This window comes from Streptomyces sp. DSM 120436 (genome assembly GCF_055778765.1).
In genome coordinates this window covers 409,964-423,953 of record NZ_JBSKBS010000002.1, presented here as the reverse complement: position 1 = coordinate 423,953, position 13,990 = coordinate 409,964, and the positions used below count along the sequence as shown (strand labels likewise).

The window sequence follows — 13,990 nt, the reverse complement described above, 5'->3', positions numbered from 1 at the left end:
CGGAGCTGCGGCCGGGGCGGCCGCCTGGTCCTGGGGGCCGGCGGGGGCGGGCCGCTCAGCCGCGGGCCGCTTCGGCGCGGAACCAGTCGATCGTGCGGCGCAGGCCCTCCTCGGCGCTCACCCGGGGTTCCCAGCCGAGCTTGTCGCGGGCCAGCGTGATGTCGGGGCAGCGCACGGCAGGGTCGTCCACCGGACGCTCGATGTAGCGCACCTCGGAGGAGGAGCCGGCGAGGGCCACCACCAGGCGGGCCAGGGCGAGCATGCTGATCTCGGCGGGGTTGCCGATGTTGACGGGGCCGCGCAGGCCGTGGGCGGCCGCCGCGAGGATGCCGGCCACGGTGTCGTCGACGTAGCACAGCGAGCGGGTCTGCCGGCCGTCCCCGGTCACGGTGAGCGGCTCGCCGGCCAGCGCCTGGCGCACGAAGGTGGGCACCGCCCGGCCGTCGTGGCCGCGCATGCCGGGGCCGTACGTGTTGAACAGCCGCACGATGCAGGTGTCCGTCCCGTAGGTCTCCGCGTGCGCGGTGGTCAGCGCCTCGCCGAAGCGCTTGGCCTCGTCGTACACGCTGCGGGGGCCGACCGGGTTGACGTTGCCCCAGTACCGCTCGTCCTGCGGGTGCTGCCGCGGGTCGCCGTACACCTCGGACGTCGACGCCAGCACGAACCGGGCCTCCGACTCATGGGCGAGGGTCAGGGCGTTGCGGGTGCCGAGGCTGCCCGTCTCCATGGTGTGCAGCGGCAGCCGCAGGTAGTCCGCGGGGGACGCGGGGGACGCGAAGTGCAGGACCAGGTCGGGGCGCCGGCTCACCGGCAGCGCCTTCGACACGTCGGCCCGCACGAGGGTGAACCCCGGCCGGTCGAGCAGCGGGGCGATGTTCTCGGGGCGGCCGGTGCTCAGGTCGTCCACGCAGGTCACGGCCGCGCCCGCGTCGAGCAGGGCCTTGCACAGATGGGAGCCGACGAACCCGGCGCCGCCGGTCACGACGGCGTGCTCCCACTTCCGGGATATGGGACTGCTCATGCCTCACACCCTCACCCGCACGGAGGGCGTCGGCACGGTCGCCTGGTGCGGTCGAGTGAATCACGCAGGGTGACCGGGCCGGCACCGGCGGGGGCGCCGGCCCGGCGGGCGCGCGGAGGGAGCGGGGTCGGCGGGGTCACGGCCCGCGCCCCCGCACCGGTCCGGCGACGGTCCGCCGGACCCGCGGCGGCCGCGCCGGGCGACGCGCGGCCGCCGCGGGGACGCGGGGCCGGAAGGCGCGCCGTCTTCGGGCGGCTGTGCCGACTCCGGTGGCGCGCCGTCGTGGGACTTCGGCCTCGGGCGACGCGGGGGACCGGCCGGGATGCGCCCGGAGGCGGCGGGAACGGTCACGCCGCCAGCGTGGATTCCCGGCCCAGGCGGGTCAGCAGGGAGGCGCGGTGGAGACGGGCCACCGGCAGCAGGAGGTCCGGATGGCGGAGGAAGGCCGCCGCCCTGGTGTCCGTCGGGTCGGGGGAGAGGAGGCGGCGGTACTCGCCCGAGCCCCGGGGGAGCGCGGCGACCGCCCGGGCCGCCAGGGCCGGGTCGGACAGCAGGCACGCCGCCCAGCTCGCCACGACCTCGTCGACCCAGGTGCGCCACGGCTCCACGTCGAGACCCTCCGCGCCGGTGATGCCGTCGAGGCGGGCCGCGCCTCCGGGACCCGCGAGAGCCACCAGCTCCGCGTCCATCGCCGTGGGGTAGCGGAGGCGGGCCGCGACGGTGACCGCCTGACGGGCCTGGATCTCGCACAGGGCGTCGGACAGCGCGCCGCCGGGCGCGGGGAAGGAACGGGTCAGCCACTGCGCGGTGGCCGCTGTCACGGGGGAGAGGTGGGCTGGCACTGCGGGTCCGTCCGAGCCTGGGGAGAGGGATGAGGACGCCAGCACCGTAGTCCCCGTCCCGCACCCGCCGACGTGACCCGGGTCTCGATTCCGGCGTGGTCTGCGCCACGCCCGGAGAGCTGTGACGCCCGTGCCGCGGAGTGTCCGGGCGGACACTGCGGGCACCCGGCTGTCATGGACGTACTCAGCCGCCCCCTGCTCGACCGCACCCTGCCGCTCCTCGCCGAGGGCTACGCCTGGCTCCCCAACCGGATGCGTGACGCGTCCGGCTCCGTGGTCCGCACCCGCATCATGGGCCGCCCCGCCCTCGCCCTGCGGGGACCGGAGGCGGTCCGCTTCTTCTACGACGAACGGAACGTGCACCGGCACCGCGCCATCCCCGAACCCGTCCTCGGCACCCTCTTCGGCCACGAGGCCGTGCACACCCTCGACGGCGCCGCCCACCGCGCCCGCAAGGAGCTGTTCCTCCCGCTGCTGGAGCCCGCCGCCGTGGCCGGACTCGCCGAGCACGTCTCCGCCGCCTGGGACGAGGCCGTGCCGCAGTGGAGCCGGCGCGCGTCGATCGTGCTGTTCGACGAGGCGGCCACGGTGCTCACCCGCGGCGTCCACCGCTGGGCTGGCGTACCGCTGGACGACGCCGGGGCGGGGGCGACCGCACGGGACATGACCGCGATGGTGGACGGCTTCGCCACCGCCGGACCGCGCCACCTGCGGGCCCGGCGCGCCCGCGGCCGCCAGGAGGAGCGGCTGGCCCGTCTGGTCCGCGACGTCCGCACCGGACAGGTCACCGCGCCCGACGGCTCGGTGCTGGGGCGGGTCTGCGGGCACCGCGACGCGGACGGGGAGCCGCTCGACGAGAAGACGGCCGCCGTCGAACTGCTCAACGTGCTGCGCCCGACCACCGCCCTCGCCTGGTTCGTCGTCTTCTCCGCGCACGCCCTGCACCGCTGGCCGGAGAACCGCGCGCCGCTCGCGGCCGGGGACGCGGCGTTCCAGACGGCGTTCGCGCACGAGGTCCGCCGCTTCTACCCGTTCGTGCCGTTCCTCGGCGGCCTCGCGGCCCGCGACCTGTTCTGGCGGGGCGCCTGGGTGCCCGAGGGCGGCCTGGTGGTGCTCGACGTGTACGGCCAGAACCACGACGAGACGCTGTGGGGCGACCCGTACGCCTTCCGGCCGCGGCGCTTCCTCGAACGGGCCGTGGAGCACGACGCGTTGATCCCGCAGGGCGGGGGCGACCCGGCGACGGGCCACCGCTGCCCCGGAGAGGGCCTCACCCTCGGTGTGCTGGAGACCCTCGCGGCGCGGCTGGCCCGTACGGAGTACACGGTTCCGGACCAGAATCTGGCCATCCCCCTGCACCGCGTCCCGACCCTCCCGCACAGCGGTGTGGTCCTTGCGGGAGTGGGGCGGGCCGGCGTCTAACGGCCCCCGCGGCACCACCCCGGCCACCGCCCCGGCACCCGCCGGCGCTGCTCCGACTTCGGGGCCGCCGTCCGCACCCGCCGCTTCCGCGCGCGACCCGTTCCCGGCCGGCGCGTACGCGCTGCTCGCCGAGGAGCGCTGAACCCGCACGGCGCTGAACCCGCACGGCACGACGGTGCCGGCGGCGGTCGGAGGGGCCGCCGCCGGCGCCGTGCCGTGCGTCAGACCCGCTGCCAGAGCGCCGGGGTCCCGGCGGGCGCCCACGCGCCCTGCGCCTGGTGGGTCTGCAGGCACTGGTACGTCACCCCGTCACGGGTGACGGTGGCACCCGCCTCGTAGACCCGGCCGGCGGTCCACGCCTGGGCGCCGGTCTCCTGCTGCCCGGACGCGGCCGTCGCGGCCGCCGTGGTCAGGGTCAGCCCGTACGCGGAGAGGATCGGGTTGACCGGCTGGTAGAACGTCGTGCCGCCGCCGACGCAGTCGCCCGAGCCGCCGGAGGTGACCCCCTGCGCCTGCGCGCCCGCGAGGTACGGACCGCCGGAGTCGCCCGGCTCGGCGCACACCGTCGTCCGGGTCAGCCCGTCGACCCGGCCCTCCGGGTAACGGACGCTCGCGTCGTGCTGCTCGATCACGCCGCAGTGCCAGCCGGTGGTGGAACCGGACCGGCACACCGACGCCCCGACGAGCGCCTGCGCCGAGCCGGTGACCCGCACCTCCTGGCCGTCCTGCGCCTTCACGTCGGGCGTCGGCGTCCACTGGCTCCGCGTGGCCACCCACGCCATGTCCCGGCCGGGGAACACCGACGCCTGGAAGGCGCCCTGCGCGGTGCGGTCGTAGCCGGTGGTGGTCGCGCCCGCCCGGCCGCAGTGGCCGGCCGTCACGAAGCCGCCCCGGCCGCCCTCGGTGACGGAGAAGCCGACGGAGCAGCGGGCCGAGTCGTCGATGTAGTACGCGTCGCCGCCGGTGATGTCCTGGAGCAGCCGGGGCCGTTCGGCCGCCAGGCGGATGCCGACGTCCTCGCCCTCCACCCCCGCGGCCTCGACGAGGGCGGCGCCCGCCGCCTGGTCGACGGCCTGCACCACGACCCGGTTCCGCACCACGTCGACGTACCAGACGGGCGTGTCGAGCGTGGAGACGCGGCCGGCCGCCGCGTCCAGCTTCTCCTTCACCGCCCGCAGCGCGGCCAGGGGCCGCTCGACCACCTGGGCGGTGGCGCCCTCGGCCTCGATCGCCGGCACGTCCCCGGCGTCGGTGGTCGCCACCGTCAGCTCGTCGGCGGTCGCGCCGCGCAGCCAGGCGCCCGCGTACCGCTCGCCCAGGGAGTTGCGCAGCCGGCCGGCGCGGGTGCCCGCCTCGGCCTCGTTGACCAGGCGTGCGGACGCCTGCTCCGCGTCCAGGTCCAGATCGCGCTGGAGGGCGCTGAGCAGGTGCGGGGAGGGCCGGTCGGCGCCGAGGGTCTGGGCCGCCCCGGGCGCGGGGCCCGTCGTGGGGGAGGCGTCCGCCGCCGAGACGTGGGGGAGTCCGGCGAGGACGAGGGCGCCGAGCGCCGCGAGCGCCGAGCGGCGCGCGGTCCGGGCGTGTCTGAGGACCATTCGGTACGTCTCCGTTCGTTCGGGCGGCGGTGCCGTCGCGGAGACTGAGTCCTTGCCCGGCGCGCCCGACGGGATGTCAGGACACACCGGGATTCGCACGTACGGGACGGGGCCGGGCCCCGTGTGCAGTAGGCGGGCGGGGCGGACGGGTGACGTCACACGGGCGTCAGACCGGGCGCGCCGGCCTCCGTGACGAAGGAGGCGGCGGTGGAGACGGCCGCGCCGGGCCTCGTCACGGCGGGCACGGTCCGGAAGTCGGCGCGGGCGTGCTCCCGGTTCAGCTCCACCCGGAGGTAGCCGCGCCGGCCGTCGTAGAAGCGCAGGTGCGGGTTGGCCCGCAGGTAGGTGTCCCAGTCGGCCGGGCGCTCCACGCCGTCGCGGCCGCTGGTGACGGAGGTGCAGGTGAGTTCCGTGCCCACGGTGGCGGAGGCGGGGTCGTCGAAGTCGTCCTTGATGTCGAAGGCGTACGCCACGTGGACGTCGCCGGTGAGCACCAGCCAGTTGTCGACGCCGGCCGCCTTCGCCCCGGCGACGAGCCGGCCGCGGTTCGCGCGGTAGCCGTCCCAGGCGTCCATGGACAGCTTGGCCCGGGCGTTCAGGTCCAGCTTGCGCTGGGAGAAGCAGACCTGCTGGGGCATCACGTTCCACAGTGCGCCGGAGGACGCCCATCCGTCGAGCAGCCAGCGCTCCTGGGCGTCCCCGGTGAGGGTGCGCGCCGGGTCGTCCGACTCGGGCCCCGGCACGTGCGGGACGTCGCCGTACGCCTGGTCGGAACGGTACTGGCGGGTGTCGAGGACGTCGAACTGGGCGAGCGTGCCCCAGTGCAGCCGGCGGAAGAGGCGGGCGTCGGGCCCGTCGGGGAGCTGCTCCGCGCGCAGCGGCTGGTTCTCCCAGTAGGCGCGGTAGGCGGCGGCCCGCCGGGCCAGGAACAGCGCCGGGTCGCTGCCGTTCTCGTCCATGTCCGCCGCGTAGTTGTTCTCCGTCTCGTGGTCGTCCCAGGTGACGACGAACGGGTGCGCGGCGTGCGCCGCCCGCAGATCCGGGTCGCTCTTGTAGAGCGCGTACCGCATCCGGTAGTCCGCGAGGGTGGTCGTCTCCCGGTCGAACACCGCCGGCAGCCTCCGGTCCGTGTAACCCCGGGCGCCGCCCGCGGAGTCGACGGCGTACTCGTAGAGGTAGTCGCCGAGGTGGAACACCACGTCGACGTCCTCCTGGGCCAGGTGCCGGTGCGCCGTGTAGTAGCCGTCGTGGTACGCCTGGCAGGCCACCGCGGCCAGCCGCAGCCGCGAGACGTCCTCGCCGGCGGCGGGGGCGGTCCGGGTGCGGCCCGCCGGGCTGATCCAGGAGCCGGCGCGGAAGCGGTAGTGGTAGGAGGTCGCGGGGTCCAGACCCCGCACGTCCACGCGGACGCTGTGCGCGTACTCCGGGTGGGCCAGGGCGGTGCCGCTGCGCACGACCAGCACGAAGGACGCGTCGAGCGCGACCTCCCAGGCCACCTCGACCTGCTGCTGCCCCAGCCCGCCGTCCGGGGTGAAGGGCGCCGGGGCCAGCCGGGTCCAGATCAGCACCGAGTCGGGCAGCGGGTCACCGGAGGCGACGCCGAGGGTGAACGGGTCCTCGGTGACGCGGGCCGCGTCGAGGCGGGGCGCGGCGAACGCGCCGCGCGCGGGGAGGCCGGTGGAGAAGGCCAGGGCGGCGGCCGCGGCGGTGACGGTCAGGAAGCGACGGCGTGACACCTGGCGGGCGGCGGTGCGCGGTTCGGTGTCGTGCGGGGCGCGGGCGAGCGCGGTGGCAGGTCGTCCGGTACGGCCCGGCAGCGCCATCGGGTGTCCTCTCGTACGGATGCGGGGCGGACGGCGGCCGCGGGCCGGCGGGCCGCGGACACGGAGCTGCATGCTAAGCAGACGAAATGCCCGGCAGGGGCGTGCCGTGCGGGGCGTTCACACCACAGGCGGTACGGGCGGCGGCGCACGGGAAAGCGCCGCCGGGGGAACCGACGGCGCTTCGGGGACGAGGGACGGATCAGCCGGCTTCGGCGCCGACCCGCTCGCGCAGCGGCAGGTGGTAGACGTGGAAGGCCCGTCCGATGACCGGCTGGGCGACGTTGCGCACCTTCACGCCGCCGGTGGTCATGCCGTGCTCGCTGCCGGCGTGCGCGTGCCCGTGCACGGCGAGGTCGGCCCCGGCGGTGTCGATCGCCTCGGCCAGCAGGTAGCTGCCCAGGAACGGGTAGATCTCCGGCGGCTCACCGGCCAGCGTCTCCGGCACGGGGGAGTAGTGGGTGAGGGCGATCCGCACGTCGCAGTCCTCCTGCGCCAGTTGCTCCAGCGCGGCCCGCAGACCGTCGGCGCAGCGGCGGGAGACCCGGACGAACTCCTTCATCACCGGCTCGCCGAACTCCCCGGCGCTCGCCCCGACGAATCCGCCGCCGAACCCCTTGGTGCCGGCCACCCCGACCCGCGCGTCCCCGATCCGCAGGACCGCCGCCTCGCCCTCCAGGACGTGCGCGCCCGCGTCCCGCAGCAGGCCGGACACCTCGTCCTGCCGGTCGTCGTGGTGGTCGTGGTTGCCCAGCACCGCGACCACCGGCACCCCCAGGCCGCGGATCTCGTCGGCGACCACCCGTGCCTCGTCCGTCGTGCCGTGCCGGGTGAGGTCGCCGGCCAGCAGCAGCAGGTCGGCGCAGTCGGGCAGGGTGTCGAAGGCGGGGCGCAGCACGCCCCGGGTGTCGGGACCCATGTGGATGTCCCCGACGGCGGCGACCCGGATCATGACAGCTCCTCCGCGTGGTCGGGGGACGAGGGTTCGCTCACGACGATGTCGCAGTGCACGTCGAGCCCGGCGAGCTCCTCGCGCACGACGTCCAGGACCTCGTCCCGGCAGCGGGCCGAGGGCACGGTCCCGGTGACCAGGACGGCCCCGCCGCGGACCTGGGCCCGCACGCCGAGCTCGCCCAGCTCGCCGGAGGCGAGACGGTCCTGGAGGTGGGCGACGCGGTACTCGGGGCCCGCGGGCGGGGCGCCGCCCGCCGGACCGGCGTCGTGGGTGTTCATGGGTTCCCTCCACGGGCGGGTCGGATGACGTTCAGGCGTTCCAGCAGGAAGAAGAAGGCGGCGGGCATGGGCGCGTCGCCGCAGTCGCGCCGCACCTGCTCCCAGTCGACCTTCTCGCGCAGGGCGCGGGCGATGGGCAGGACGGCGCCGAAGTCGCAGTGGTGCTCGGAGAACGCGGCGAGCAGGCCGGTGAGCAGGTCGGTCGGCGCGAGGACCGGCATCCGGACCGAGTCGACGGGCAGCTCCTGCGCGCGGCGCAGCATCTCCTCGGAGACCGGGCGGTGCGCCAGCTCGAAGATGACGTCGACGTCCTGCCCGAAACAGGTCGCCTTGATCAGCCAGTCCTCGGGCGGGCTGTAGACGGTCAGCCCGGCGTCCCGCAGCGTGGCCGCGACCGGGGCCGCGTCCTCCGGGCGGACGCAGAAGTCCACGTCGTGCTGGAGGTTGCCGCTGCCGCCGTGGGCGTGCACGGCGACGCTGCCCGCCAGCGCGAAGAGGTGCCCGCCCCGCTTCAGCACCGCGCCGACCTGCTTGGCCGCCTCCAGGATGGCCTGGTTGCGGTCGCGGGGGAGGCCGGAGCCGTCGGCGCCCGCGAGCGGCGGCTCGGCCCGCGGGTCGAGCGGCGGCGCCTCTTCGGGGGCGTCGGAGGCCAGACGGAGATCCGGTGTCCCCGGGCGCCGCGTTCCGACGACGTCCTCGCCGTTCTCCGTCATGACCACTCCTTTCGCGACCGGACCGTGTGGACGGCCGCTGTCTTGGCGCCCGTCGCGGGCGCATGTCCGTGTGCCTGTTCCTGGTACCCGGCGCGCCCGTTCCGACACGGGGCGCGGGCCCGCGCCGGCGGCGGGGGAGACCGCTTCGGGCGCACCCGGGCGGCGCGCGGGCCGATCCGGGCCGACGATGGGGTGAGAGCCGTCGAAACGGGCCCGGGTGTCCGGTGGTGGAGGTCGACATGGAGCAGGACACGTCGCGTGCGTCGGAGCTTCCGCAGCCCTTGCGGGCCGTCGCCTCGCACCTGCGGCGGCTGCCGGGCGCCGGACAGGTCGGCAAGGCGGCCGGCACCGCCCTCGACACCCTCGGCGCGGTGTCCCCCCGCGGCCGCCGCATCGCCGTCTACACCGGCGCGGGCGTCCTCGGCGTCGCCGGCCTGGTGGAGTGGCCCGTCGCCGTGACCGGAGCGGCGGTCGCCTGGCTGACCCGGCCCCGCGACGAGCGGGAGGCCACCGCCGGGGACACGCCGGAGGCGCCTGCCGGCGACGGTGAGGGTGCCGGCGAGGAGGCGTGGGCCGCCGCGACGCGTGAGGGCGGGGCCCCCGCCCCGGCGGGTGCGGAAGCCGACGCGGCCCGCGCGGCCCACCGCGCCCCCGGTGACCCCCTCCCCCCTGCCGGCCCCGGTGACCGGCTCACCCCCACCCGGCACCGCCCCGGCGGTGAACCGGCCCCGCGCGTGCAGCCCGCCAAGGTGGGGGACGAAGGGACCGCGTCCGCGTTGCGGAAGGTGGCCGCGGCGGCCGGGCACGACGACGCTCCCGGGCGGCCGGGACACGGCCGGCGCTCCGGCTGAGGCACGGGCAGGGGATCCGGAATGCTCGCACTGTTCGATGTCGCCCCGTTCGCCGGGGCCTTGGCCGGAGCCGCCGCCGGGGCGGCCCGCGGGACGGTCCACGGCGTGTCCGCCGTCCAGGTCACCACGCGCCGCGTGACGCACGTCGCCCGCAACGCCCTCGGCCGCGACCGCCACTGGCGGGCCGGCCACCGCGTGCACCTGGCGCTGCGCCACCCCGACGCCGCAGCCGGCCCCCTCGCCCGCCGGGTCGCCGCCGAGCTGCTCGACCACCCCGACGTCGTCGCCGCGTACTGGGACGAGGGGCTGGCCCGGCTCGTGGTGACCGCCGTGGACGACGCGGCCGGCGACCGCGTGGCCGAGCGGGCCGTCACGGCCGCCGCGCGCCTCGGGCTCACCGAGGACACCGCCCCCGAGGCGGACGACGGCGCCGCGCACCCCGGCGACCCGCGCGAGGTCCGGGTCGCCGCCGCCGCGCTGCTGCTGGACGCCGCCGGGGTGGCCGGCGCCCTCGCCGGCCGGTCGCTGCGCCTGCCGCGCAGCCCCAAGGCCGTCACCGCCCTGGTGACCCTGCTGCGCGAGAACCCCCGCTTCCGCGCCCGGCTGCGCGAGCGGTTCGGAAGCAGCGGCATGGAACTGCTGCTCGCCGCCGCCAACGCCGCCGCGCACGGCGCCGCCCAGTCCCCGGTGTCGCTGCTGCTCGACGCGCTGCTGCGCACCGGACAGCTCACCGAGGCGACCGCCCGCGCGGCGGCCTTCGAGGCGCTCCACGACGACGTGTGCCGCGAACGGCGTACCAGCGTCCCGCCCCCGCAGGGCGTCCGCCCGCCCCTGCGCGTGACCCCGGCGCAGGCGTACGCGGCGGGCGCGGGCACCGGCAGCGTGGCCGGGGCCGCCGCCACCCTCCTCGTCACCCACGACACCGGCGAGGCCGCCGAGGCCGTACTCGCCGGATCGCCCAAGGCCGCGCGCTACGGCCCCGCCGCCTTCAGCTCCGTGCTCGGCGCCCAACTCGCCCGCACCGGCGTGCTGGTGCGCGGCGGGGACCGGCTGCGCCAGCTGGAGATCGCCGACTCGCTGGTCCTGCACGCCGACGCGCTCCGCGGCCTCCCCCCGGACGGGGACGAGGAGCCCGCGCCGTACCACGACCCCGTGCACCCGCGGGCGGAGGCGGTGCTCGACGCGGCCCGCCGGGCCGGGCTGCACGTCGTCGTCACCGGCGGCTCCGAGCTGAAGGACATCACCCGCCTCGCCGACGAGGTGGCCCCCGCCGGCCTGCCGTTCGGCGACGTCGTCCGCGCCCTCCAGCAGGACGGGCACATCGTCGTCAGCGTGGCCCGCGTGCCCGCGGGCGGAGACCGGGACGTCGCGGACGGACTGCCCGCCGGCGACGTGGCGATCGCCCTCACCGACGGCCGCTCGGCAGTCCCGTGGGGCGCCGACGCCCTCGCCCCCGGCGGACTCGCGGACGTCTGGCGGCTGCTCACCGCCATCCCGGCGGCCCGCCGGGTCGGCCGCCGCTCGCAGACCCTGGCCCGCGCGGGCGCCGCCCTCTCCGGGCTGCTGGTGGCCCGCGGGGGCACCCCCGGCGGCCGCGTGTGGCAGCGGCTCACCCGCCACGCCCCGGTGAACGTGGCCGCCGTCGGCGCCCTGCTCACCGGCTGGACCGCGGCCGTCCGCGTGGCCCGCGCCACCCCGCCCGAGCCGCGGCTGCACGTGCCCTGGCACGCCCTGGAACCGGACGAGGCGCACAGCCTCCTGCGGGACACCCGCACCGAGGCCGAACCCGTCGGACTCGCCCTGCTCGGCGCCCGCGTGAGGCAGCGGACCGCGCGCCTGGCCGGGACGAGGGCCGCCGCGCCCGCCCGCTGGACATGGGAGGCGGCCGGTGCGGTCCGCCGCGAGCTGGACGACCCGCTCACCCCCGTCCTGGCCACCGGAGCGGTCGCGTCGGCGCTGCTCGGCTCCCTGGTGGACGCGCTGCTCGTGGTCGGCGCCATGGACCTCAACGCGGTCGCGGGAGGCCTGCAGCGGCTGCGCGCCGAACGGGCCCTCGCCCGGCTGGCCGCCCGTCAGCAGCCCCGCGCGCGCCGCCGCGTCACCCGCCACCGCACGGTCACCGTCGACGCCTCACGGCTGCGGCCGGGCGACCGGATCGACCTCGCGGCCGGCGACGTCGTGCCGGCGGACGCCCGGCTGCTGAGCGCCGACGGGCTGGAGGTCGACGAGTCGTCGCTCACCGGCGAGTCGCTGCCCGTGGCCAAGGACGTCGCCCCGACGCCGGGCGCGCCCGTGGCGCGGCGCACCTGCATGGTCTTCGAGGGCACCACCGTGGTGGCCGGCCGGGCCGAGGCGCTGGTGGTGGACACCGGCGACCGCACCGAGGCGGGCCGCGCCGTCGCCCTCGCCTCCCGCACCCCGCCCCCCGCCGGCGTGCAGGCCCGGCTGCAGGAGCTGACCCGCAAGGCCCTGCCCGTCACCCTCACCGGCGGCGCGCTGGTGACCGGCCTGTCCCTGCTGCGCGGCAGCCCGCTGCGGCGCGCCGTCAGCGGCGGAGTCGCGGTGGCCGTGGCCGCCGTGCCCGAGGGGCTGCCGCTGGTCGCGACCGTCGCCCAGATGGCCGCCGCCCGCCGCCTCTCCCGCCGGGGCGTGCTGGTGCGCACCCCGCGCACCCTGGAGGCCCTCGGCCGGGTCGACACCGTGTGCTTCGACAAGACCGGCACCCTCACCGAGAACCGCCTCCGCCTGGTGCGGGTGGCCACCGTCGACGGCGCCCTGCCGGCCCCGGACGACGAGCGGGCCCTGCCGGTCGTGCGGCTGGCCGCGCGGGCCTGTCCGCAGGAGGAGACCGCCGAGGGGCGCAAGGCCGCGCACGCCACCGACGAGGCCGTGCTGGACGCCGCACCGCCGGACGAGGACTGGACGGCCGACGGCGAGCTGGCCTTCGAGGCCAGCCGCGGCTACGCGGCGGCCGTCGGCCGGGACGGCGAGGACGGCGCGTACCTCGTCGTCAAGGGCGCCCCCGAGACCGTGCTGCCCGCCTGCGCGGACCTGCCCGACGAGGCGGCCGGCGCCGCCCACGCCCTCGCCGGGCAGGGACTGCGCGTCCTGGCCGTCGCCCGGCGTCCGTGCGAGGGCTCCGACCCGGAGGCGGAGCTCCAGGCCGGCCTCTTCGGCCTGGAGCTCGTCGGGTTCGTCGCCCTGGCGGACGTACCGCGCGACACCTCGCGCGAACTCCTCACCGCGCTGCGGGGGTCCGGCATCCTGCCCGTCATGCTCACCGGCGACCACCCGGAGACCGCCCGCGCCATCGCGCTGCAACTGGGCTGGCCCGAGGAGACGCGGGTGGTCACCGGGGACGACCTGGTCGCCATGGGCCGCACCGAGAGGGTCCGCGCCCTGCACGGCGCCGGGGTCGTCGCCCGCGTCGCGCCCGAGCAGAAGCTGCACGTCGTGGAGGCCCTGCAGCAGGCCGGCCGGGTGGTGGCGATGGCCGGCGACGGCGCCAACGACGCCGCCGCCATCCGCGCCGCCGACGTGGGCGTCGGCATCGAGACCCGCGGCTCCGCGGCCGCCCGCAACGCCGCCGACATCGTGCTCACCGGCGGTGACCTGTCCGTCCTGGTGGACGCCTTCGCCGAGGGCCGGGCGCTGTGGCGCAGCGTGGCCGACGCGGTGAGCATCCTCATCGGCGGCAACGCCGGCGAGGTCGGCTTCAGCGTGCTCGGCACCCTGCTCGCCGGCTCCTCCCCGCTGTCGACCCGCCAGCTGCTCCTGGTCAACCTGCTCACCGACATGTTCCCCGCCATGGCGGTGGCGGTGACGCCGAGCGCCGACCCGTCGACGGCGGAGCGCGCCGCCACCGGCCCGATGAGCCTCGACGTGCTCGGCGCGCCGCTGCTGCGCTCCATCCGGCGGCGCGGCGTCACGACCTGCCTGGGCGCGGTCACGGCGTACCTGATCGGACGGCTCACCCCCGGCACCGAGCGCCGCTCCACCACCATGGCCCTGTGCGGGGTGGTCGGCGCGCAACTGGTGCAGACCCTCTCCGGGCGCCGCCACAGCACGCTGGTGTGGGTGACGGCGCTGGGCTCCGCCGCCGTGCTCGCCGCCCTGGTGCAGACGCCCGGCGTCAGCCACTTCTTCGGCTGCGTCCCGCTGGGCCCGGTCGCCTGGGCCGGCGTCGCCCTCGCCATCACCCTGTCCGCCCTCGCCCCGCGCCTGGAACGCCTCGCCGCCGTACGCCGCCTGTACGACCTCGCCACCCGCCTCGCCGTGCGCCTCGGCGACTCCGCGCGGCGGACCCGCCACCTGCTGCACAGCGGCATCGCCCGCCCGGTCGCCTGAGCCCGCGGGCACGGTCCCGCCCGCCCGTGTCGGCACGACCGGCGAACGGCGCCCACACTGGAAGGGCAGGGCGGTTCCGGACACCCCGGCTCCGCCGACGCAGGCGGGCGCGTGCGCCCGGCGCCGAGGCCCGCCGCTCAGCGAGAAGG

At 77.3% G+C, this 13,990-nt stretch carries 10 protein-coding genes; 3 read left to right on the top strand and 7 right to left on the bottom strand.

The window, feature by feature from the left end:
• Window positions 1–55: 55 nt before the first annotated feature.
• Both ACWH4W_RS23775 and ACWH4W_RS23770 read right to left on the bottom strand, forming a co-directional pair.
• Window positions 56–1,021 (bottom strand): NAD-dependent epimerase/dehydratase family protein, encoded by a 966-nt coding sequence (locus ACWH4W_RS23775; protein WP_473077886.1) that lies wholly within the window; start codon window positions 1,019–1,021, stop codon window positions 56–58.
• A 347-nt stretch (window positions 1,022–1,368) separates the two neighbouring features.
• Window positions 1,369–1,863 carry a hypothetical protein gene (locus ACWH4W_RS23770; protein ID WP_473077885.1) on the bottom strand — a complete coding sequence of 165 codons (495 nt, stop codon included), beginning with the start codon at window positions 1,861–1,863 and terminating at the stop codon, window positions 1,369–1,371.
• A gap of 174 nt (window positions 1,864–2,037) precedes the next feature.
• Here ACWH4W_RS23770 and ACWH4W_RS23765 point away from each other — a divergent pair, with 174 nt between their 5' ends.
• Window positions 2,038–3,285, top strand: coding sequence for a cytochrome P450 (locus ACWH4W_RS23765; protein ID WP_473077884.1), 1,248 nt, complete (start codon window positions 2,038–2,040; stop codon window positions 3,283–3,285).
• A gap of 221 nt (window positions 3,286–3,506) precedes the next feature.
• Here the strand turns inward: ACWH4W_RS23765 and ACWH4W_RS23760 are convergent, their stop codons facing one another.
• The 5 genes from ACWH4W_RS23760 to ACWH4W_RS23740 all read right to left on the bottom strand — a co-directional run bounded on the left by ACWH4W_RS23760 (window position 3,507) and on the right by ACWH4W_RS23740 (window position 8,643).
• Window positions 3,507–4,877 (bottom strand): trypsin-like serine protease, encoded by a 1,371-nt coding sequence (locus tag ACWH4W_RS23760; RefSeq protein WP_473077883.1) that lies wholly within the window; start codon window positions 4,875–4,877, stop codon window positions 3,507–3,509.
• Between the two features lie 155 nt (window positions 4,878–5,032).
• Window positions 5,033–6,700 carry an alkaline phosphatase D family protein gene (locus tag ACWH4W_RS23755; RefSeq protein WP_473079247.1) on the bottom strand — a complete coding sequence of 556 codons (1,668 nt, stop codon included), beginning with the start codon at window positions 6,698–6,700 and terminating at the stop codon, window positions 5,033–5,035.
• Between the two features lie 199 nt (window positions 6,701–6,899).
• Window positions 6,900–7,649 (bottom strand): metallophosphoesterase family protein, encoded by a 750-nt coding sequence (locus tag ACWH4W_RS23750; RefSeq protein ID WP_473077882.1) that lies wholly within the window; start codon window positions 7,647–7,649, stop codon window positions 6,900–6,902.
• Window positions 7,646–7,930, bottom strand: coding sequence for a BON domain-containing protein (locus ACWH4W_RS23745; protein ID WP_473077881.1), 285 nt, complete (start codon window positions 7,928–7,930; stop codon window positions 7,646–7,648). Before ACWH4W_RS23745 ends, ACWH4W_RS23750 begins: the two co-directional genes overlap by 4 nt.
• Window positions 7,927–8,643, bottom strand: a complete 717-nt coding sequence (locus tag ACWH4W_RS23740) for a nucleotidyltransferase family protein (protein ID WP_473077880.1) — start codon at window positions 8,641–8,643, stop codon at window positions 7,927–7,929. Before ACWH4W_RS23740 ends, ACWH4W_RS23745 begins: the two co-directional genes overlap by 4 nt.
• Before the next feature lie 239 nt (window positions 8,644–8,882).
• Here ACWH4W_RS23740 and ACWH4W_RS23735 point away from each other — a divergent pair, with 239 nt between their 5' ends.
• Both ACWH4W_RS23735 and ACWH4W_RS23730 read left to right on the top strand, forming a co-directional pair.
• Window positions 8,883–9,494, top strand: coding sequence for a hypothetical protein (locus ACWH4W_RS23735; RefSeq protein WP_473077879.1), 612 nt, complete (start codon window positions 8,883–8,885; stop codon window positions 9,492–9,494).
• A 21-nt stretch (window positions 9,495–9,515) separates the two neighbouring features.
• Entirely contained in the window at window positions 9,516–13,841 is a 4,326-nt protein-coding gene (locus ACWH4W_RS23730; RefSeq protein WP_473077878.1) for a cation-translocating P-type ATPase, read from the top strand.
• The last annotated feature ends 149 nt before the right edge of the window (window positions 13,842–13,990 follow it).

Coding starts and splice junctions, on each gene's coding strand:
- ACWH4W_RS23775 (WP_473077886.1), bottom strand. CDS start 1,021: ATGAGCAGTCCCATATCCCGGAAGTGGGAGCACGCCGTCGTGACCGGC.
- ACWH4W_RS23765 (WP_473077884.1), top strand. CDS start 2,038: ATGGACGTACTCAGCCGCCCCCTGCTCGACCGCACCCTGCCGCTCCTC.
- ACWH4W_RS23760 (WP_473077883.1), bottom strand. CDS start 4,877: ATGGTCCTCAGACACGCCCGGACCGCGCGCCGCTCGGCGCTCGCGGCG.
- ACWH4W_RS23755 (WP_473079247.1), bottom strand. CDS start 6,700: ATGGCGCTGCCGGGCCGTACCGGACGACCTGCCACCGCGCTCGCCCGC.
- ACWH4W_RS23750 (WP_473077882.1), bottom strand. CDS start 7,649: ATGATCCGGGTCGCCGCCGTCGGGGACATCCACATGGGTCCCGACACC.
- ACWH4W_RS23745 (WP_473077881.1), bottom strand. CDS start 7,930: ATGAACACCCACGACGCCGGTCCGGCGGGCGGCGCCCCGCCCGCGGGC.
- ACWH4W_RS23740 (WP_473077880.1), bottom strand. CDS start 8,643: ATGACGGAGAACGGCGAGGACGTCGTCGGAACGCGGCGCCCGGGGACA.
- ACWH4W_RS23735 (WP_473077879.1), top strand. CDS start 8,883: ATGGAGCAGGACACGTCGCGTGCGTCGGAGCTTCCGCAGCCCTTGCGG.
- ACWH4W_RS23730 (WP_473077878.1), top strand. CDS start 9,516: ATGCTCGCACTGTTCGATGTCGCCCCGTTCGCCGGGGCCTTGGCCGGA.